The 18,560-nt window shown below is 69.2% G+C and carries 21 protein-coding genes; 5 read left to right on the plus strand and 16 right to left on the minus strand.

Going from position 1 to position 18,560, the window contains the following annotated elements; translation table 11 throughout:
- Positions 1–7: 7 nt before the first annotated feature.
- The 3 genes from WKF39_RS05485 to groES form a co-directional block, all read right to left on the minus strand.
- Positions 8–1,420, minus strand: a complete 1,413-nt coding sequence (locus WKF39_RS05485) for an RNB domain-containing ribonuclease (RefSeq protein ID WP_340386227.1) — start codon at positions 1,418–1,420, stop codon at positions 8–10.
- 183 nt (positions 1,421–1,603) lie between these two features.
- Positions 1,604–3,208: a chaperonin GroEL gene (gene groL, locus WKF39_RS05490; protein WP_340386228.1), complete on the minus strand. Its 1,605-nt coding sequence runs from the start codon at positions 3,206–3,208 to the stop codon at positions 1,604–1,606.
- 99 nt (positions 3,209–3,307) lie between these two features.
- Positions 3,308–3,601, minus strand: coding sequence for a co-chaperone GroES (gene groES / locus WKF39_RS05495; RefSeq protein ID WP_056209271.1), 294 nt, complete (start codon positions 3,599–3,601; stop codon positions 3,308–3,310).
- 467 nt (positions 3,602–4,068) lie between these two features.
- Here groES and WKF39_RS05500 point away from each other — a divergent pair, with 467 nt between their 5' ends.
- Genes WKF39_RS05500 through WKF39_RS05515 form a run of 4 tightly spaced genes read left to right on the plus strand, consistent with a single transcriptional unit; the run spans position 4,069 to position 7,374 of the window.
- Positions 4,069–5,223, plus strand: coding sequence for a class I SAM-dependent methyltransferase (locus WKF39_RS05500; protein ID WP_340386229.1), 1,155 nt, complete (start codon positions 4,069–4,071; stop codon positions 5,221–5,223).
- Between the two features lie 8 nt (positions 5,224–5,231).
- Entirely contained in the window at positions 5,232–5,939 is a 708-nt protein-coding gene (locus WKF39_RS05505) for a 5-oxoprolinase subunit PxpA (RefSeq protein WP_340386264.1), read from the plus strand.
- Positions 5,936–6,520, plus strand: a complete 585-nt coding sequence (locus WKF39_RS05510) for an allophanate hydrolase subunit 1 (protein ID WP_340386230.1) — start codon at positions 5,936–5,938, stop codon at positions 6,518–6,520. Before WKF39_RS05505 ends, WKF39_RS05510 begins: the two co-directional genes overlap by 4 nt.
- Complete coding sequence (locus tag WKF39_RS05515; RefSeq protein ID WP_340386231.1) at positions 6,517–7,374, plus strand: biotin-dependent carboxyltransferase family protein; 858 nt, start codon at positions 6,517–6,519, stop codon at positions 7,372–7,374. Before WKF39_RS05510 ends, WKF39_RS05515 begins: the two co-directional genes overlap by 4 nt.
- Position 7,375: 1 nt before the next feature.
- Here the strand turns inward: WKF39_RS05515 and WKF39_RS05520 are convergent, their stop codons facing one another.
- Together WKF39_RS05520 and tsaD are read right to left on the minus strand one after the other, a co-directional pair.
- On the minus strand, positions 7,376–9,049 hold the full coding sequence (locus WKF39_RS05520; RefSeq protein WP_340386232.1) for a glycoside hydrolase family 3 N-terminal domain-containing protein: 1,674 nt from the start codon (positions 9,047–9,049) through the stop codon (positions 7,376–7,378).
- A complete protein-coding gene (gene tsaD / locus WKF39_RS05525; protein ID WP_340386233.1) occupies positions 9,050–10,096 on the minus strand; it encodes a tRNA (adenosine(37)-N6)-threonylcarbamoyltransferase complex transferase subunit TsaD in 1,047 nt (348 codons plus the stop codon).
- 74 nt (positions 10,097–10,170) lie between these two features.
- Between tsaD and WKF39_RS05530 the strand changes: the two genes are divergently transcribed.
- A complete protein-coding gene (locus tag WKF39_RS05530; protein WP_340386234.1) occupies positions 10,171–10,671 on the plus strand; it encodes a DUF664 domain-containing protein in 501 nt (166 codons plus the stop codon).
- A 12-nt stretch (positions 10,672–10,683) separates the two neighbouring features.
- On the opposite strand, the gene WKF39_RS05535 is transcribed toward WKF39_RS05530, so the two are convergent.
- The 11 genes from WKF39_RS05535 to WKF39_RS05585 form a co-directional block, all read right to left on the minus strand.
- Positions 10,684–10,986, minus strand: a complete 303-nt coding sequence (locus tag WKF39_RS05535; protein ID WP_340386235.1) for a DUF427 domain-containing protein — start codon at positions 10,984–10,986, stop codon at positions 10,684–10,686.
- Entirely contained in the window at positions 10,983–11,747 is a 765-nt protein-coding gene (locus tag WKF39_RS05540; RefSeq protein ID WP_340386236.1) for a lysophospholipid acyltransferase family protein, read from the minus strand. Before WKF39_RS05540 ends, WKF39_RS05535 begins: the two co-directional genes overlap by 4 nt.
- Positions 11,748–11,813: 66 nt before the next feature.
- Positions 11,814–12,224, minus strand: coding sequence for a DUF5709 domain-containing protein (locus WKF39_RS05545; protein ID WP_340386237.1), 411 nt, complete (start codon positions 12,222–12,224; stop codon positions 11,814–11,816).
- A complete protein-coding gene (locus tag WKF39_RS05550) occupies positions 12,221–12,631 on the minus strand; it encodes a RidA family protein (RefSeq protein WP_340386238.1) in 411 nt (136 codons plus the stop codon). The genes WKF39_RS05545 and WKF39_RS05550 overlap by 4 nt, the downstream gene beginning before the upstream one ends.
- Complete coding sequence (locus WKF39_RS05555) at positions 12,628–13,062, minus strand: GNAT family N-acetyltransferase (RefSeq protein ID WP_340386239.1); 435 nt, start codon at positions 13,060–13,062, stop codon at positions 12,628–12,630. Before WKF39_RS05555 ends, WKF39_RS05550 begins: the two co-directional genes overlap by 4 nt.
- Positions 13,059–13,694 carry a tRNA (adenosine(37)-N6)-threonylcarbamoyltransferase complex dimerization subunit type 1 TsaB gene (gene tsaB / locus WKF39_RS05560; protein WP_340386240.1) on the minus strand — a complete coding sequence of 212 codons (636 nt, stop codon included), beginning with the start codon at positions 13,692–13,694 and terminating at the stop codon, positions 13,059–13,061. Before tsaB ends, WKF39_RS05555 begins: the two co-directional genes overlap by 4 nt.
- 54 nt (positions 13,695–13,748) lie before the next feature.
- Positions 13,749–14,717, minus strand: coding sequence for a tRNA (adenosine(37)-N6)-threonylcarbamoyltransferase complex ATPase subunit type 1 TsaE (gene tsaE, locus WKF39_RS05565; RefSeq protein ID WP_340386241.1), 969 nt, complete (start codon positions 14,715–14,717; stop codon positions 13,749–13,751).
- Positions 14,714–15,691 carry an alpha/beta hydrolase gene (locus WKF39_RS05570; RefSeq protein ID WP_340386242.1) on the minus strand — a complete coding sequence of 326 codons (978 nt, stop codon included), beginning with the start codon at positions 15,689–15,691 and terminating at the stop codon, positions 14,714–14,716. The genes tsaE and WKF39_RS05570 overlap by 4 nt, the downstream gene beginning before the upstream one ends.
- Positions 15,688–16,809, minus strand: coding sequence for an alanine racemase (gene alr, locus WKF39_RS05575; protein ID WP_340386243.1), 1,122 nt, complete (start codon positions 16,807–16,809; stop codon positions 15,688–15,690). Before alr ends, WKF39_RS05570 begins: the two co-directional genes overlap by 4 nt.
- Entirely contained in the window at positions 16,806–18,203 is a 1,398-nt protein-coding gene (locus WKF39_RS05580) for a bifunctional ADP-dependent NAD(P)H-hydrate dehydratase/NAD(P)H-hydrate epimerase (RefSeq protein ID WP_340386244.1), read from the minus strand. Before WKF39_RS05580 ends, alr begins: the two co-directional genes overlap by 4 nt.
- On the minus strand, positions 18,197–18,550 hold the full coding sequence (locus WKF39_RS05585) for a holo-ACP synthase (protein WP_340386245.1): 354 nt from the start codon (positions 18,548–18,550) through the stop codon (positions 18,197–18,199). The genes WKF39_RS05580 and WKF39_RS05585 overlap by 7 nt, the downstream gene beginning before the upstream one ends.
- Between the last annotated feature and the right edge of the window lie 10 nt (positions 18,551–18,560).

The following is an 18,560-nucleotide window of genomic DNA, read 5'->3' on the forward strand; positions in this document are numbered from 1 at the left end:
ATCCCGCTCAGCTGCCGGCGGCCCCAAAGGTGAACTCGACCTCGCGGCGCTGCTCGTCGACCTCGCTGAGTCGCACGCTGACCTGAGCCCCCTCGTTGAGACCCCCGCCCCGGCATCGGGCGATGACGGGCGGGTCGAGCAGCATGACTTCGCCGGCCCGGCGATCGGCGTGCACGACGACGCCTTCGAACAGCTCTCCCACGCGGCCGGCGAGCATCCAGACCTCGGCTTGGTCGATGCAGGCGCGATCGACCTTGGCAGCGCGCTGGTCCGAGGACCGCATGATCTCTGGCAGCAGCGGCAGCGCCTCCCGCACCCAGTCAGGAACGGGACGCTGCTCGCACACCGCGAGACACACCTCAGTTCCGAACCGGTCGGCGAGACGCCGCAGCGGGGCCGTCACATGGGCGTAGGAACCGCCGACTCCGGCGTGGTCCGGCTGAGCCGGAACCGATCCGTCGAATGCCTCGTAGCCTGCCCCGCGAAGCAGCCGGGTGGCCTCGGTCATGAGCGCGACGGAGACCGGCTGGGCGGGGTCGAGCCCCACCAGGACCTGGGCGGGGGTGGCGCCGTCCGGGACATCCACCTTGAGCGCCCGTGCCGTGCGGAGGAAGTCGTCCTCGGCCGGTTCGTCGGCCGGCGGGAGCGTACGCAGGAGGCCGACCTGAGCCTGGATCATGAGCTGCGCGGCGGCCATGCCGGTGAGCAACGAGACCTCCGCGTTCCACCCGTCGACATCGGTCCGGACGCGCATCACGACTCGCCAGCCATCGCCGTCGCGGATCACCTCTTGCTCGGGCAGGGCCAGGTCGATCGCGCCATGGTCGACCCGGACCTTCTGTCGGAGCCGGCCGAGATCGCCGAGGGGCTCGATCGAGGGATGCGGAGCACCCGCGTCGAATGTCCCTTGCACGCCTTCGTAGTCCAGCTGCGCGACCGACCGCACGAGCGCCCGACGGACCGACGCCTTGCCCAGAGCACCATCGGCGCCCACATCGATCGTCCACACCGCGGCGGCCCGGGTCTGATCGGGCAGGAGGCTCAGTGAGCCCTCCGACACCACCGGCGGGTGCAGCGGGACCCGCCCATCAGGCAGGTAGATCGTCTGGCCGCGACGGCGTGCCTCGGCATCGACGGCGCCCTCTGGAGGGATCGCCGAGCCGAGGTCGGCGATCGCGTAGTGGACACGGAAGCCGTCGCCGACCCGCTCGAGGAACACCGCCTGGTCGAGGTCTCTGGCCCCCGGTGGGTCGATCGTGACGAACGGCATCGACGTGGCGTCTTCCAAGTCACCCGGGGACGACTCTGCGATCGTCGCGGCTTCTGCCACGACCTCGGGCGGGAACAGGTCGGTGTCGGCCGCAGGCGGAAGGTCGAACTCCGCGCGTACGCCGTCGAAATCGTGTTGGGAGGGAGTCACGGCACGAACCTATCCGCTCCCCGGTGAGTTCACCCCTTGCCGGCGCGAGCGTGAGGCCGGCGGCTCGGAACCCCGAGACATCGAGTGCTCACGCTTGTCGACCCCGGTCCGAGGGCAGTCAGAAAAGAGTGAGGCGAATGGCTCACCCGAGCCATCCGCCTCACTCTCATTCGTTGGTCCAGGTCAGTGGTTGTGACCTGCGTGCGCGTCGGCCGCCTCTTCGGCAGGCTTCTCGACGATCAGAGTCTCTGTCGTCAGCAACATCGCGGTGATCGATGCGGCGTTGGCGAGCGCGGAACGGGTCACCTTGACCGGGTCGAGGACACCCTGGGCGACGAGATCGCCGTACTCCTCGGTGGCCGCGTTGTAGCCCTGACCGCTCTCGCGGACCTTGTTGACGACGACCTCACCCGAGACGCCGCCGTTACGGGCGATCCACTCCAGCGGGGCGTCGGCGCCGATGCGGACGATGCGCACACCGACTGCCTCGTCACCGGTCAGACCCAGGTTGTCGTCGAGGACCGAGACGGCGTGGACGAGAGCCGAGCCGCCACCGGCGACGATGCCCTCTTCGATCGCTGCACGGGTCGCCGAGACGGCGTCCTCGATGCGGTGCTTCTTCTCCTTGAGCTCAACCTCGGTGGCCGCGCCGACCTTGATGACGCAGACGCCGCCGGCGAGCTTGGCCAGACGCTCCTGGAGCTTCTCGCGGTCCCAGTCGGAGTCGCTCGACTCGATCTCGGCCTTGATCTGACCGACCCGGCCATCGACCTCGGCCTTGTCGCCGCCGCCGTCGATGATCGTGGTGTCGTCCTTCGTGATGACGACACGGCGAGCCGTGCCCAGCACCTCGAGGCCGATCTGGTCGAGCTTGAGGCCGACGTCGGGCGTCACGACCTGCGCACCCGTCAGGGTCGCGATGTCCTGCAGCATGGCCTTGCGGCGATCACCGAACGCCGGCGCCTTGACGGCAGCCGAGGTGAACGTGCCGCGGATCTTGTTGACGACGAGGGTCGAGAGCGCTTCGCCCTCGATGTCCTCGGCGATGATGAACAGCGGCTTGCCGGCCTGGACGACCTTCTCCAGGATCGGCAGGAGATCGCTGACCGAGGAGATCTTGCCCTGGTTGACCAGGATGTAGGGATCGTCGAGGACGGTCTCCATGCGCTCGGTGTCGGTCACCATGTAGGGCGACAGATAGCCCTTGTCGAACTGCATCCCCTCGGTGAACTCGAGCTCGGTGCCCATCGTGTTGGACTCCTCGACCGTGATCACGCCGTCCTTGCCGACCTTGTCGAATGCCTCAGCGATGAGCTGGCCGATGACCGCGTCACGCGAAGACACGGTGGCGACGTCGGTCATGTCCTTGATGTCGTCGACGTCACGGGCGACGCTGTGGAGCTGCTCGACGACGGCCGTCACGGCCGCCTCGATGCCCTTCTTGAGGCCGACCGGGTTGGCGCCGGCCGCAACAGCGCGAAGACCCTCGTGGACCATCGCCTGGGCGAGCACGGTCGCGGTCGTGGTGCCGTCGCCGGCGACGTCGTTGGTCTTGGTGGCGACTTCCTTGGCGAGCTGGGCGCCGAGGTTCTCGAACGGGTCGTCGAGCTCGACCTCACGCGCGACGGTCACGCCGTCGTTGGTGATCGTGGGAGCGCCCCACTTCTTGTCGAGGACGACGTAGCGGCCCTTGGGGCCGAGGGTGACCTTGACGGTGTTGGCGAGCTTATCGACGCCGCGCTCGAGCGAGCGGCGGGCGTTCTCGTCGAATTCGAGAATCTTGGGCATAGTCAGCCTCTTTCAAAAATGTGCTGGTCTTCAGTGAAAAGACGATGGGGTGTACATGAGAAGCCCCGGCGCCCCATGGAGGGGCGCCGGGGCATCAGATCACGAAACGACAGCGAGGACGTCGCGAGCGGACAGGATGAGGTACTCCTGGCCGTCGTACTTGACCTCGGTGCCGCCGTACTTGCTGAAGATGACCTTGTCGCCGACGGCGACGTCGAGCGGAACGCGGTTGCCATTGTCGTCGACCCGACCGGGTCCTACGGCGATGACATTGCCTTCCTGCGGCTTCTCCTTGGCGGTGTCCGGGATGACCAGACCTGATGCAGTGGTCTGCTCGGCTTCGACGGCCTGGATGACCAGACGATCTTCGAGCGGCTTGATGGTGACCGACACGTGTCGACCTCCCCTTTCGAGCGGTGGAACGTTGGACGCTGGTGGGCACGCCGTCGCGGGGGTCGTGCTCACCGATGCTGGCACTCTCGGAGGGAGAGTGCCACTACGAAATCTAGCACGCTGTTGGCACTCGACCCAAGAGAGTGCTAATCGGGCGTGCTCGCTTCGCTTCGCACTCAATTCGTGGACTCCGTCCACGGCCGATTTTCGGGCTCCGCCCTCACACCCTCACCTCCCGCGACACCCGGCCGGCGTGCTCGCTTCGCTTCGCACTCAACTCGTGGACTCCGTCCACGGCCGATTTTTCGGGCTCCGCCCTCACACCGTCACCTCCCGCGACAGGCTCCGCCCTCACACCCTCACCTCCCGCGACACCCGGCGGGCGTGCTCGCTTCGCTTCGCACTCGATTCGCGGACTCCGTCCACGGCCGATTTCTCGGGCTCCGCCCCTCGCTTAGGGTCAGGTCATGGACGTCGAGACCTTTGAGCAGCTGCTGTCGCCCACGGGCCAGCTGCTGCTTGCCGAGGTCGCCGAGCGAGCCGGCGTCGAGTCCGATCTCGGTCTTGGCACCCGCCTGCGCAAGACGTACGCCCCGGGGCTCGTCGCGGCGGCCGTCACTCAGAACCATCTGCGCGGCAAGGCGCTCGCGAAGTTCGGCGCCGATGCAGCGCGTATGTACTTCACCCACGACGCCCTCGAACAGTCCACCCGGATGTCGGTGGCCGAACACCGGGCCGCCCGACTCGCGGCAACCGGATCGACCAGCGTCGTCGACCTGGGGTGCGGCATCGGAGGTGACCTCGTCGCTTTCGCTCGGGCCGGACTGCACGTGCGAGGAGTCGAGATCGATCCCCTCCGTGCCGCGATGGCCTCGGCCAACCTGAGGGTCCTCGACCTCGATGGCGACATCTGCTGCCAGGACGCCCGCGACGCGCCGATCGGCCCGGACGAGGTCGCCTTCATCGATCCGGCCCGACGCGACGGCCGAGGTCGTACGTTCTCCACGTCTGATCTGCAGCCGCCGTGGGACTGGGTGCGGCACCTGCTCGAGGGCCCGGCGGTCGCCAAGCTCATGCCGGGCCTGGCTCACAACGCCGTGCCCCACGGGGTCGAGGCCGAGTGGGTCAGCGACCGCGGAAGCCTCGTCGAGGCCTGCTTGTGGGGCGCCCCGTTCGCGACGGCCACCCGGCGGGCCACGGTCCTGCCGTCCGGCGCCGGACTGGTCGCGACCCGCGAGCCGGTTGCCGTCGCCGACGTCGGGCCATACCTCTACGAACCCGACGACGCGGTGATCCGCTCGGGGCTGGTCAGCGAGATGGCCGCGACGATCGGCGGCTGGCTGCCTGACCCTCACATCGCCTACGTCGCCTCGAACGACGCCCACCAGACCCCGCTGGCTCGCGGGTTCAGGATCGTCGACGAGCTGCCATTTCGGGAGAAGCCGCTCAAGGCCGCGCTGCAGGCCAGACGGGTCGGCACCCTGACGATCAAGAAGCGCGGGGTCGACATCGTGCCCGACGAGCTCATCCGCCGGCTCAAGCTCAAGGGGCCGCACACCGCCACGGTCATCATGACCCGTGTCCTCGGCGACGGCCGGGCCTACCTCGTGGAGAGGCTTTAGCTGTGCAAATCGATCTCAACGCTGATCTGGGCGAGTCGTGGCCCAGGTGGGAGTCCGGTGAGGACAGCGCGCTGCTCGACATCGTCACGAGCGCCAACGTGTGCTGCGGTACCTATGCCGGCGATGCCGACCTCATGCGGGCCACGTGCGAGGCGGCAGTGGCCAAGGGCGTGACGATCGGCGCGCAGGTGGGCTACCCCGACCGCGCGGGTTTTGGCCGCGTGCACCTTGAGATGCCGTCGCAGGACCTTGCCGACGAGGTGCTGGGCCAGATCCTGCTGCTCGACAAGATTGCCCGCTCGGCTGGCGGCATGGTGGCGTATGTCAAACCCCACGGTGCGCTCTACAACGCGATCGTCGACGACGACGTCCAGGCGCAGGCCGTCGTCGACGCGATGCAGCGTCTCCACACGCCGCTCCCGCTGCTGGGCCTGCCGGGCTCGGTGTCGCTCTCGATCGCCGAGGCCGCCGGATTCCGCGTCGTGCGTGAAGGATTCGCCGATCGCGCCTACACCCCGGAGGGCAGGCTCGTCCCGCGGAGCGAGCCGGGCGCCGTGCTCCACGACCCCAAGGCGGCCGGCGCCCAGGCCGTACGACTGATGGGCAGCGTCTCCTCGATCTGCGTCCACAGCGACAGCCCCGGAGCGCCTGAGCTGGCACGCGCCGTCCGATCGGCTCTGGAGTCCGCCGGCGCCGAGCTGACGAGCATGACGTGAACCTCAGGCCGTATGGCGACACCGCCCTCTTGCTGGACTGTGAGTCGCTCGAGGAGGCCCGGCAATGGTTCAGCTCCCTTCACGGCGACGTCGAGGCCGTGCTCGGGGCCCGCACCGTGCTGCTCCGCGGCAGGCCGGACGACCTGCGAACGTTGATCAGCCGCACCACACCGGCCGATCCGAGCGAGGAGCACCTCGGTGCTGAGATCGAGATCCCCGTCGTCTACGACGGGGCTGACCTCGATGACGTCGCCCGACTGACCGGCCTGAGCACGGCAGAGGTCGCACAGGCACATGCCGGCTCTTCGTGGAGCGTCGCCTTCGGCGGCTTCGCGCCGGGATTCTGCTATCTCGACGGGGGCGATCCGCGACTCCACGTGCCACGCCGGAGCTCCCCCCGCACCAGGGTTCCGGCCGGATCGGTGGGGTTGGCCGGGGAGTTCAGCGGGGTCTACCCCCGCGAGTCCCCGGGAGGCTGGCAGCTGATCGGACGCACCCACCTGACGATGTGGGACTCCGGCCGGTCCGATCCGGCGCTGCTGACCGCTGGGATGACCGTGCGATTCGTGGTCGAGACATGACCCTTGTCGTCGATCTCCCGGGCCTGCTCACCCTGCTCCAGGACCAAGGTCGACCCGGACTCGGGCATCTCGGGGTCAGTCGGTCCGGGGCCTTCGACCGGACCGCCTTGCGTCAAGCCAATCTGATCCTCGGCAACCAACCCGGAGCGGCCGCACTCGAGGCGCTCGGGGGTGGTCTCGCACTTCGCGCCGAGGCGCCCGTGATCGTCTCGGTGACCGGCGCAGTCGGTGCCATCACGATCGACGGAGCCCCCGCGGCATACGGTCGGGCTGTCCCACTGGGCCGGGGACAGCGGCTGGGCATCGGCTCACCCAACACGGGGCTACGAGCGTACATCGGGGTCTCGGGTGGCTTCCAGGTCCCGCCGGAGCTCGGCTCGCGCTCGACCGACACGCTGGCCGGTCTCGGTCCTGCACCCCTTGCTGCAGGCGACCGGCTCGACGTCGGAGTGCGGCAACCCACGCCGGACCTCGAGGACGTGCCGCCGCTCGGGCGGTCCGCCGAGCTGACTCTCGCCGTCGCGATCGGGCCTCGAGACGACTGGTTCGCCGCCGGTGCGGTCGACCTGCTGCTCGAGTCGGCGTGGCAGGTCACCCCGGCCTCGAACCGTGTCGGCGTACGCCTGGCCGGACCTCCACTCGAGCGGTCACGCTCCGAAGAGCTGCCGAGCGAGCCGTGCATGCGAGGCAGCATCCAGGTCTCAGCAGACGGTCAGCCCGTTGTCTTCGGACCCGACCATCCCGTGACGGGGGGCTACCCGGTCATCGCGGTGGTCCTCGACCGGCACACCGACCGGCTTGCCCAGGCCGCCCCAGGGCAGATCCTGCGCTTCAGGCGTGTCCCGCAGCGATGACTCAGCAGGCCTCAACCCGTGTCAGGCCCGTGCCATCGACCGGCAGCCTGCCCGGAGCACCTGCCTTGCCCATGAGCCGTTTGACCAGCGCCCGCATGGCTGGAACTCCCTGCCCGTAGAGCGCGATCTTGGTCGGTGCGGTGCTGCGGGCCAGCCCGTAGGGAACGTCGGTCGAGACCACGACGTCCGCAACGGCCCCGGCGCTGCCCGGGCCGAGGAATGCGACCGACGTGCCGGTGTCGACCGGCAGCCCCTCCTCCTTGGCCGCGGTCCGGAAGCTGGCGACGGCCTCGGCGGATCCAAAGGGTCGTACGCCCTCGACCGGCGGGATGGGGCAAGGGCTGGCCAGCACGGTCAGCGCGCCCGCTGTGAGCGCCTCCGACTGCTCACCGTGGCTGCCCGGCTCTCCCGGGAGTCGCGGCGACGCATCACTGTGCAGGAGGTAGCCGATGACCCGGGTCGCCGAGTCGCGAGCCTGCTGCTCGGGGATCTCGCCGGACTTCAGCGCGGCGAGCACCGCCTTGTGCGCCTGGAGGTTGTCCGCGGGCATCAGCGCGAGATCGCTGCCAGCCTTGATCGCGGCAACGGTCGAGCTGCCTCCGGGGTAGCGCGACATCACCGGCCCCATGCCCAATGAGTCGCTGATGACCAGCCCGTCAAAGCCGAGATCCTTGCGCAGTCCACCCGTGACGACCTTGCGTGAGAGCGACGCCGGCACACCCTTGTCGATCAGCGGGACATCAAGGTGCCCGGTCATGATGCCGGGGGCCTGCTCGGCGATCGCTGCCTCGAACGGTGGCAGGTCGTGGCTGCGCAAGCGGGCCCGGTCGCTGCCGAGGACCGGCAGGTCGCGATGGCTGTCCGTCGTGACGTTGTGGCCAGGGAAGTGCTTGACCGCCGAGATGAGGCCGGCTTCGGAATAGCCATCGATCGCGGCGACGACGGCCTTGGACACGATCGACGGATCGCTACCGGCCGATCGGCTGCCGATGATCGGATCTGCGGGACCAACCGTCGTGTCGCCATCAGGGGCGAACACCGCGTTGTAACCGGCCGCCCGCAGCTCTGCACCGGAGGCGCGGGTCGCAGCAGTCACCGTGGCCGCCCCCCGACTGGGATCGCCCGCGATCGCCGCGCCGGCCGACATGAAGGTCGGGAACGTCGTGAGTGGGTCACGCAGTCGCGCGACGAGGCCGCCCTCCTGGTCGATCGGCACCATGACCGGCACTCCACGCTCGTCGCCGGCCTCGTGGAGCCGTCGGTTGAAGGCCTTGACCTCGCTCAGTGGATCGTCGGTCGTCACCTCGAGGATCCGTGGGCTGGTCACCATGACACCGGCGAAGTGCTGCTTGCGGACCAGCGCGAGCGAGTCCTCCTCCGAGAAGCTCCGCGCCACGATGAGCTGTCCGGCGAGCTCCTTGAGACTCAGTTCCGCCGCGAGCGACCGCGCCTCGGCGGCCTCGTCAGCCGTCGGCGCCCAACCCCTGGGCTCGGGCGGTGCCTTCTTCTGCGCACTCTTCTGCGCATTCTTCTGCGCGTTCGCCGGCCGTTTCGTGTCGTCATCGTCGTTCGGATTGATTGCCCACCCGGCAGTCGCCACCAGGATCAGCACTCCCAGCACGACCGCCGCACCGGCACGCCCGACGTCCCGCTGACGATCAGATTCTGGGGACATCTAGGCCGCCACGACCTCGGTGACCGGCATGCTCGAGTCGACCGGCAGGTCCAGCCGCGAGGGCGGCAACCCACGGCGCACGACCTCGGCGCCCAACGCCGCGACCATCGCCCCGTTGTCGGTGCACAGACCCATGCGCGGAACCCGGATCTGGATACCGGCCTTGGCCGCGCGCTCCTGCGCGAACTGCCGCAGCCGGGCGTTGGCCGCGACCCCGCCACCGATGATCAGGGTGTTGACATCGTGGTCGAGGCACGCGGCGATGGCCTTTTTGGTGAGCACGTCGCACACCGAGTCCTGGAACGACGCGGCGATGTCGGCGACGTCGAACGTACGGCCCATGCGGTCCTCGTGCTGGACGTGTCGGGCCACGGCACTCTTGAGGCCGGAGAACGAGAAGTCGTAGCGGTGCTTGTCGAGGTCGCGCCCACCGGTCAGGCCGCGAGGGAACGCGATCTTGGACGGGTCGCCATCGCGCGCGACCCGGTCGATGTGGGGCCCGCCGGGATAGGGCAGGCCGAGCAGCCGGGCGACCTTGTCGAACGCTTCGCCCGCGGCATCGTCGATCGTCTGTCCCAGCATCGTGATGTCGGTGACGATGTCATCGACGAGCAGCAGCTCGGTGTGGCCGCCGCTGACCAACAGCGCTGCCACCCGGCGGTCGAAGCGACCGTGCTCGAGCTGGTCGACCGCGACGTGTGCGGCGAGGTGGTTGACGCCGTAGAGGGGCTTGTCGTGAGCCAGGGCGAGAGCCTTGGCCGCGGCGACTCCCACGAGCAGCGCGCCGGTCAGGCCCGGCCCGCTCGTCACCGCGATCGCGTCGACGTCCTGGACGCGGATGCCGGACTCGGCGTAGGCCCGCTCGAGGGTCGGCACCATGGCTTCGAGGTGCGCGCGGCTGGCGACCTCGGGGACGACCCCGCCGAAGCGCACATGCTGCTCCATGCTCGAGGACAACGCGTGGGCCAGCAGCTCGGTCCCCCGGACGATGCCGACACCGGTCTCGTCGCAGGAGGACTCGATGCCCATCACCAGCGGTTCGCTCACCGGACCATTGTGACAGGCGCCGCGCGACGGGCATGTCGGTCGGGGACCGCCGACATACGTGACAGGGTGGGCGGATGGTCCGCACTGACACACCCCCCGCCGGCGACGAACGCTCCGTCCAGATGCAGCTGTTGGAGTATGTCCAGCAGACCGCGCTCTTCAAGGTTCGAGGGCTCACGCAGGAGCTGGCCAGGACCGCGCCGGTGGCGACATCGCCCCTCACCAACCCTGCCTCGCTGCTCAACCACCTCAGGTGGAATGAGCACTACTGGATCGAGGTCATCACGCTGGGTCGCGAGGACCGTGCCCCGTGGAGCGACGAGCAACCCGACGGCGAGCTCGAGGAGGGGCTGACCCTGCCGATCGAAGAGGTCATCGATGCCTACAGCACGCAGGTCCAGCTGTCACGGACCTTGCTGGCCGAGCTCGACTTCGATGCCGAGACCGAGCAGCCGCTGTCGAACTTCCACCCGACGGTGCGCTGGGTCGTCGCGCACCTCATCGAGGAGACCGCGCGCCACAACGGGCACCTCGACCTGTTGCGAGAGATGGCCGACGGATCCGTCGGCGACTGATCCCGCACCCTGCTAGTCCGAGAGAGTGATCCTGGGGTCGAACGCGACATAGCCGCTGTAGTCCTGCCCGACGATGTCGAACGAGGGCTTGAGTGGCTCAGGATAGGACCAGCCACCATCGGGGAGCAGGTCCTCGCCTTGGCCGACATTCCAGTACTGCGCGTCGCCCTTCCAGGGACAGTGATAGGCCGTGGAGCTCTTCTCGAACGCGCCCTCGGTCAGGCTCGACGGCGGAAAATACCAATTGCCCTCGATCTTGACGAGATCCTCGACCGGCGCCTCGGCGACCACGGTCTGGCCGAGTAATGCCTTCATGACGACTCCTTCTTGGCGGCGCGCTTGGCCGCTCGGGCGATCAGCTCTTCCTCGTCCAGCTTCTTGGCTTGTTCCAGGGTGGGGGCCGTGCCGCCGTGTCGCACCGGCGCCCACCACTGCCCCTCAGGCCGGATCGGATAGTCCGCGATGGCCTTGTCGAGCAGGGCACTCATCGCCTCGCGCAGCCGGATCGTCTCAGCGACCGGGTCCTCGCCAGTGACCTCGAGCGGGGCCCCGACGTGCAGGCCGATGGTCCTGCCGCGGCTCTTGAGATCCGACTCGTGGTCCTTGGTCTTGAGGAGCTGGGTGCCCCAGGTCACCATCGGGATCAGGGGTACGCCGGCCTCGGCTGCCATGCGTACGGCGCCGGTCTTGAGCTCCTTGATCTCAAAGGAGCGGCTGATCGTGGCTTCGGGGAAGATCCCCACGATCTCCCCGTTGCGGGCATAGTCGACGGCCATGTTGTAGGACTGCTCGCCCGCGGCACGGTTGACCGGGATGTGGTGGAACGACCGCATCAACGGACCGGACACCTTGTGCTCGAAGGCCTCCTGCTTGGCCATGAACCGCACCAGTCGGCTGCTCGGCTGAGCGGCCAGTCCGTCGAAGATGAAGTCGACGTAGCTGATGTGGTTGGCCGCGAGAATCGCACCGCCGGTGCGCGGGATGTGCTCGGTGCCGGAGGTCTGGAACTTCATGCCGGCGACCCTGAACAGCGTCTTCGCCGTGAGGATCGTGGCCGGGTAGGTGTAGTCGCGCATCAGATCAGACTAATGGAACCGCGTGGTCTCGCGGGACGAGCGAGAGCAGGCTCACGCCGCCGTCGCTCAGTCCTCGACGATGTGCACGGCAGCCTCTTCGGCGCTCGATGCCGCACCATCGATGCCCACATCGTCGCCGATCAGGTCACTTTCCGTGTCCTCACCGACGCCCCCGTCCGGGTCGATCAGCCGACCGGCCCGCTCGGTGCCGACCTCACCGTCGTCGAGGACGTCGTCGTCCACCGGAGCGTACGGATCGGGTTCGGGCTCCTCCTGCGCGATGCGCTGGTCGAGGCTCTCGCCCTGACGGGCCTCGTCGGCCGTGGTGCCGAATCCCTCGCCCGCCGACCACTTCTCCGGCGGTGAATATCCCTCGTCGAGGATGTCATCGACGCCACGATCGACCAGGGTGTCCTCGGGCTGCTGCTGGTCCAGGATCTCGGACTGCTCGGTCGGCTGGTCTGGGGTCTCGGTCATGAACCCAGCCTTGCACGCCATCCCGAGGATGCAATGTGTGCATCGATCTCGATCTCCACGAGGTGCTCGGGCCGGGCGAGGCCGGCGACCTGCACCATCGTCGCGACTGGCCGCACGACGTCGAAGATCTGCTTGTGGGCACGACCGACCTCGTCGAAGTCCGCGATGTCGGTGACATACATCCGCGTGCGAACCACGTGCTGGGTGTCCAGCCCCGCGGTGCGCAGCGCGGCCAGCGCGATGCCGAAGGCGACCCGCGCCTGCTCGTACGGGTCCCCGACCCCGGTGACCTCGCCGTTGACCGTCGCGGTCGTCCCGGCGACCCAGGCGCTGTTGCCGACCCGCACCACGCGGGAGTAGCCGACGGTGTCCTCCCATGGATTGGGCGAGCTGACGTTCTTCCTCATGATTGCTCCTCGATGTCGAGCTCCATCACCAGGGCGTCGACGCCTCCGGTGTAATAGCGCGCGCGGCGATTGATGGTGGCGAAACCAAGCGAGGCGTAGAGCCCGAGTGCGGCGCCATTGTCGGCCGCGACCTCGAGCAGCATCCGGGCTGCCGCTCGCTGCCGTGCGCTACCGATCAGCTCGGCGAGCAGGTCCCGCGCCAGACCCCCACCGCGCGCGCCGGGGAGGACCGCGATGCGGTCGAGGTCGGCCACCTCGCCGACGACCGAGATCGCGCCGTAGGCCCGGAGGCCGCCCTCGATCAGCACCAGGCGGTGTTCAGCGTCGACCTCGGCCCGCACGTCACTCTCGCTCCATGCGCTGGCCCCGAAACAGGCGAGCTCGATGTCGACGATCGTCTCGACATCGGCTGACCGGGCGACCCGGATCATGCCCGTCTGGACACGACCTGCGGGGTGGCGTCCGGCCGCCGCAGATAGAGCGGTTCGAGCGGCAGTGCGTGTGCCGTGCCGGCCACGACGATTTTGGCGAGCGCCGCAGCCCGTGGGTCGCTCGCCTCTCCCGCGGCCCGCAGGACTCCGTCGTAGAGCTGACCGCCACGACCGTATGCCGGCAGGTCCGGGTGTCGGGCCGCGAGGTGCGCGGGCTTGTCGACGTGGGGGCCGTCGAGGCGTACATGAGCGCCTCCGTATCGGGCCCAGTAGACCTCCTTGCGGCGAGCATCTGTCGCGACGAGGAACTCCCCCTCGACCTGGATGTCGGCAGCGACGATGTCCAGCGTGCAGACCCCGTGGGTCGCCAGGCCCAGCGTGGATCCGAGGGTCAGGGCCGTGACGACGCCGACCCGGAGGCCCGTGAAGGGCCCGGGGCCGACCCCGACGGCGACATCTGTGAGGTCGGCCATCGTGGCTCCAGCCTGGGCGACGGCATCGCGGATCGCGGGGGCCAGCAGCTCGCCATGTGCCATGGCACCTGAGCCCGATGCCTCACCGACCACACGCTCCCCGTCGTGGACGGCGACCGTGATCACCGGCGTCGCGGTGTCGAACGCAAGCAGCAGCACTCCCGCACCCTAACGCTGAGGAGCGCGTCCTCCTCAGCGGAGGTGGGTGGTGGGTCAGGAGAGGAGGGTGGAGCGGAGGGGTACGCCGACCCACCGCGAGCCCTGCGGCTTGACCGTCACGACCCGAGGTTCGGCCTCATCGACGAGATCTCCCTCGTGCGGCGTCCCGAGCGGATCGACCGGCCGAGCCCCGCGAACCTCGATGCGGACATGGAGCCAGCTGTCCGACAGCTGCTCGGCCATGCCCTCACCCCACTCGACGACCGTGACCGCCTCGTCCGACGTGGCATCCAGGTCGATGTCATCGAGCTCGGCCGCATCGCCCAGCCGATAGGCATCGACATGGACCAGCGGCGGCCCGCCGACCAGCGAGGGGTGCGTCCGGGCGATGACGAAGGTGGGCGACGTGATCGGACCGCGTACGCCCATCGCCTCGCCCAGGCCCTGCGTGAACGTCGTCTTGCCGGCACCCAGGTCGCCGGACAGCACGAGCAGGTCGCCGCCACGCAGCAACGTCGCCAGCTTGGCGGCGAACGCGCGCATCTCCTCAGGGGTCGGCACCTCGCGGGCGAGCCACAAGGTCTTGCCGAACTCGATGAACGGCTCGTCCCGGCCGACTGGGTGGTAGCGACGCCGCGACCAGAACTGCACGGTCTCGGGGAGCTCTTCTCGTACGTCGAGCCAGATGCCGTCCTTGCCCCGCTCCTCCGCGGTGTCCTCCGCGACACCCAGCATCGCGGACGCGACTCCTCGTGCCTGGATGTCCGGGTCGACGCACACACGTTTGAGGCCGAGCTGGCCCGGACGCGACTCGTCGAACAACATGGCACCCATCGGCAGGCCGCGGCGCTCGACGAGCAGTCCCCCGGCGGTGCCCAGGACCTTCGCCACCGACTCTGCGGTCTCGTCAAGGGCAGTCGACGGTGGGTCGAGGGTCGGGCGGGCGCCGAACGATCGGTGAATGATCTCGACGATGCGCTCGGCGTGCTCCGGTCCGGCGTCAATCACGTTGAGGGCCGTCACGAGATGGCCCCGACGACGTCCTCGATGACCTTGGTGACCGACTGGTGCTCCTCGAACATCGCCATGTGCCCGACATCGTCGAGCGCAACGAGCCTGGCCCCGGGGATCAGGTCCGCGAGCCGCCGGCTGTGCTTGATGGGGGTCAGCAGGTCCGCCGTGCCGCCGATGACGACGGTGTGAGCCTTGCTCAACGCCTCCAGGCCCGGGGTCAGGTCAAGAGACACGAAGTTGGGATAGAAGTCCATCAGCACATGGGTCGGCGCCTTCAGGATCATCTCGTTGGTCATGTCGGCGTGACGCTCCTGCGCGTTGGGCCCGAGGCCCCAGCGGCGCACGATCGAAAAGCTGTTGAACGCACGCCCCCAGTCGAGCACGGGTGAGGCGACCCGGAGCATCGGGATGAGGTGGCGCAGGCCGGGGCTGCTGCGCATCAGCCGACCCGAGCTCGTGGCGATCAGCACGACACCCAAGACCTGCCGGCCGAACAGCTTGGGCTCGGTCGCGGCCAGCTCCATGACGGCCATCCCGCCCATCGAATGGCCGACCAGCACGATCGGGCCGCTCGGGACGACTGAGCCGATGATCGTACGCAGGTCGTCCGCGAGGTGCGGGATCGATGAGTTGTCGTGATGGGAGCGACCGGAGTGGCCGTGCGACCGGAGATCGACGAACACCATGCGCACCGAGCCGCGCAGCGCGAGGCGCTGGTAGTGCCGCACGTCGATGCTCTCGACCCACCCGTGCACGAACACGATGGTCGGCGTCTTTTCCTCGGCCTCGTCGATCTCGATGTTGAGGGCGACTCCGTCGGTCGCGGTGATCTGCTGCCGCTCACTGTGCACCGAGCCGAACGTCACATCCTCGCCCCGCCGCAGCTGGCGCTGGTGGCGCTGCCTGCCGCTGAGCAGCGTGGCGGCGATGCCGGCAGCCACAAAAGCCCCTGCAGTCGTCGCAACCTTGGTCGTGCGGCTCATGCCCCTCCTCGATACGTACGCTCGATGCGTCCACCCAACCGGGTCACGACTTCGTAAGCGATGGTGCCCGCTGCCACTGCCCAGTCCTCGGCCGTGGGCTCACCACCTGCTCCCGGACCGAACACTGTCACGACATCTCCACGGGACGCCGGGGCGTCGCCCAGGTCGACCACGAACTGGTCCATGCAGATCACGCCGACCTGACGCACGCGCCGGCCCCCGAAGCCGACCTCGGCACGGTTGGAGGCGGTGCGAAGGATGCCCTCGCCATATCCCAGAGGGACCAGACCCAGCGTAGTCTCCCGCTCGGCGGTCCAGGAGTGCCCATAGGAGACGCTCGCCCCCGCCGCGACCCGCTTGACCGCTGCGAGGCGGCCTCGGAGTGTCATGACCGGGGTCAGCCGGGCGTCATAGGTCATCCCAGGGTCCGGGCGGATGCCGTAGGCCGCGATGCCGACCCGCACCAGGTCGAGGTGCGCCGACGGCCGAGTCAGCGTCGCGGGCGAATTGCTCAGGTGTCGCAGGGCGGGCTCGACCCCGACGGCCGCGAGCTCGGCGACCGCCTCGGCGAACGCCGACTCCTGGGCATCGTTTGCCGGATGACCTGGCTCGTCGGCGCAGGCGAAGTGCGACCAGACGCCGGTGATCTCAGCGGCTCCGGCCGACTGCGCGGCGGCCGCATCCGCGACCAGCTCGGTCCATTGCTTGCCGAGGGCGCCGTTGCGCGACAGGCCCGTGTCGACCTTGAGCTGGACCCGGGGGCGGAGGGAGGAGGGCGCCGCGAGGATCTCGGCGAGCTGCTCGCCCGACGATGCGGTGACCTCGACACCGGCGTCGATCACGGCGGCGAAGTCTGCCCCGGGAGCCGCAAGCCAACAGAGCACGTCCCCGGCGTCACCGGAGCCGCGAATCGCGAGCGCCTCCTCGATCGTGGCGACACCGAGCCACTCCGATCCGGCCTCACGCGCCGCCCGGGCCATCGGCAGCATGCCGTGGCCATAGGCGTCGGCCTTGACGACCGTCATCAAGGCCGAGTACGGAGCGCACGACCGGAGGGCCTCGAGGTTGGAGCGGAAGGAGTCGAGGTCGATGATCGCCTCGGCCTGCGGAGCCGTCACGCGAGGCTCCCCCGTATGAATGCGGCGACAGTGGACGGCAGCGCGCGTGCCACGTCCGCCGCCACGACAGGTCCGCCCGGGTTGGCGCGCACCGAGGCGACCCCGTGAAGGTAGGCGGCGATGGAACCCGCATCGCGGGGGGCGAGGCCGGCTGCGAGCAGCGAGCCCGCAAATCCTGCCAGCACGTCCCCGGCGCCTGCCGTGCCCAGCCATGGCGATCCGCTGAGGTTGACCCGCACCGGTGCGCCTGCCTGCACGACGAGGGTTCGACTTCCCTTGAGCAGGACCGTCGCATTCCAGCGTTCCGCCGCTGCGGTCGCGTGGGTCAACGGATCGGCTTCGACGTCCTCGCGGCCCACCCCGAGCAGATCGGCGAGCTCGCCGGCGTGCGGGGTCAGGAGCACGGGCACGTCGAAGGTGTCGGGTATGTGCGGCAGTGCACTCGCGTCGACCACGAGTGGCACCCCGTCGTCCAGTGCCGTCGCAAGGTGCGCCGCCGCGTCGTCCCCGCTGCCGGGGCCAACGACCCACGCCTGCACACGTCCACGCTCGGCCACCACCTCGGGAGCGCGATCGACGATCCGCTCGCCGAGTGCGGAGTCGCCGAGGAACCGGATCATCCCGGCGAGTCCGGCCTGGGCGCCCGCGACGCACAGATGGGCCGCGCCGGCATAGTGCTCCGAGCCCGCAGCGATGCCGAGCACGCCGCGGGAGTACTTGTGCGAGCTGCCTTGGGGCAGCGCCGGCGCCAGGAGGTGCCCGTCGGACGCCTCGATCGACTCGAACCGGGCCGGCGGGAGGTACGGCGTGAGCCCGATGTCCACGAGCCCGATCCGGCCGGCCATCGTGGCTGCGGGTTCGATGAGGAGCCCGCCCTTGTAGGTCCCGAAGGTCACCGTCGAATCAGCCCGGACAGATGCCCCGGGCCGCGTCGCTCCATCGACATCGACACCTGACGGGACGTCGACCGCGATGACCTGGGGACGGCTCTCCTCGACCCACTGGGCCCACTCGGCGGCCCTGCCACTCAGCCCCGGGCGGGCGCCGATGCCGAACAACGCGTCGAGGCACCACCGCTGAGAAGTGGGTGCAGCCACGACCTGCGCCCCGGCGGATCTGGCTGCCGCGAGCCCTTCGATGTGGACCTTGGCATCGTCGAGGAGGCAGAGGTCGACTCGGACGCCTCGATCGAGCAGGTGCACCGCGGCATACAGAGCGTCCCCGCCGTTGTTTCCCGGGCCGATCAGGCACAACACGACTTCTCCGGGCGGAATCTCGCAGAGCTCGTCCGCCAGCCCACGCGATGCCCGCCGCATGAGCTCACCCTCGGGCAGGGTCGCAGCGAGGGCCTCCTCGGCGGCACGGACGTCCTCGACCCGATGGCCGGTCAGCATTCAGCCACCACGAAGGCCGTCGCCACGCTGGTGTCGTGCGAGATCGACAGGTGCACCGTGACGATGCCGAGGCCACTGAGTCGTTCTGGGGCAGCACCGTGCAGGGCGAACGTCGGCGCACCCTGCGCGTCGTTGACGACCTCGAAGTCCTGCCACGACAGGCCCGACGGCGCACGCATCGCCTTGGCCAGTGCCTCCTTGGCAGCGAAGCGTCCCGCCAGGGACTCCACCGGCAGGGTCCGTTCGGCCGGCGTGAACAGTCGGCTTCGCAGCGTGGGCGTACGCTCGAGCGTCTCGGTGAAGCGGGCCAGGTCCACCACGTCGACGCCGATGCCCAGGATGCTCATACGTCCCCCC

This window comes from Aeromicrobium sp. (assembly GCF_037719875.1).
Taxonomy (GTDB): Bacteria; Actinomycetota; Actinomycetes; order Propionibacteriales; family Nocardioidaceae; genus Aeromicrobium.

What these genes read in the sequence shown, in the direction of transcription:
- WKF39_RS05530 (WP_340386234.1), top strand. Translation starts at nt 10,171, where the DNA reads ATGGTCCGCACTGACACACCCCCCGCCGGCGACGAACGCTCCGTCCAG.
- WKF39_RS05570 (WP_340386242.1), bottom strand. Translation starts at nt 15,691, where the DNA reads ATGAGCCGCACGACCAAGGTTGCGACGACTGCAGGGGCTTTTGTGGCT.
- WKF39_RS05500 (WP_340386229.1), top strand. Translation starts at nt 4,069, where the DNA reads ATGGACGTCGAGACCTTTGAGCAGCTGCTGTCGCCCACGGGCCAGCTG.
- groL (WP_340386228.1), bottom strand. Translation starts at nt 3,208, where the DNA reads ATGCCCAAGATTCTCGAATTCGACGAGAACGCCCGCCGCTCGCTCGAG.
- WKF39_RS05545 (WP_340386237.1), bottom strand. Translation starts at nt 12,224, where the DNA reads ATGACCGAGACCCCAGACCAGCCGACCGAGCAGTCCGAGATCCTGGAC.
- WKF39_RS05555 (WP_340386239.1), bottom strand. Translation starts at nt 13,062, where the DNA reads ATGATCCGGGTCGCCCGGTCAGCCGATGTCGAGACGATCGTCGACATC.
- WKF39_RS05535 (WP_340386235.1), bottom strand. Translation starts at nt 10,986, where the DNA reads ATGAAGGCATTACTCGGCCAGACCGTGGTCGCCGAGGCGCCGGTCGAG.
- WKF39_RS05515 (WP_340386231.1), top strand. Translation starts at nt 6,517, where the DNA reads ATGACCCTTGTCGTCGATCTCCCGGGCCTGCTCACCCTGCTCCAGGAC.
- WKF39_RS05585 (WP_340386245.1), bottom strand. Translation starts at nt 18,550, where the DNA reads ATGAGCATCCTGGGCATCGGCGTCGACGTGGTGGACCTGGCCCGCTTC.
- WKF39_RS05520 (WP_340386232.1), bottom strand. Translation starts at nt 9,049, where the DNA reads ATGTCCCCAGAATCTGATCGTCAGCGGGACGTCGGGCGTGCCGGTGCG.
- WKF39_RS05540 (WP_340386236.1), bottom strand. Translation starts at nt 11,747, where the DNA reads ATGCGCGACTACACCTACCCGGCCACGATCCTCACGGCGAAGACGCTG.
- WKF39_RS05580 (WP_340386244.1), bottom strand. Translation starts at nt 18,203, where the DNA reads ATGCTGACCGGCCATCGGGTCGAGGACGTCCGTGCCGCCGAGGAGGCC.
- WKF39_RS05550 (WP_340386238.1), bottom strand. Translation starts at nt 12,631, where the DNA reads ATGAGGAAGAACGTCAGCTCGCCCAATCCATGGGAGGACACCGTCGGC.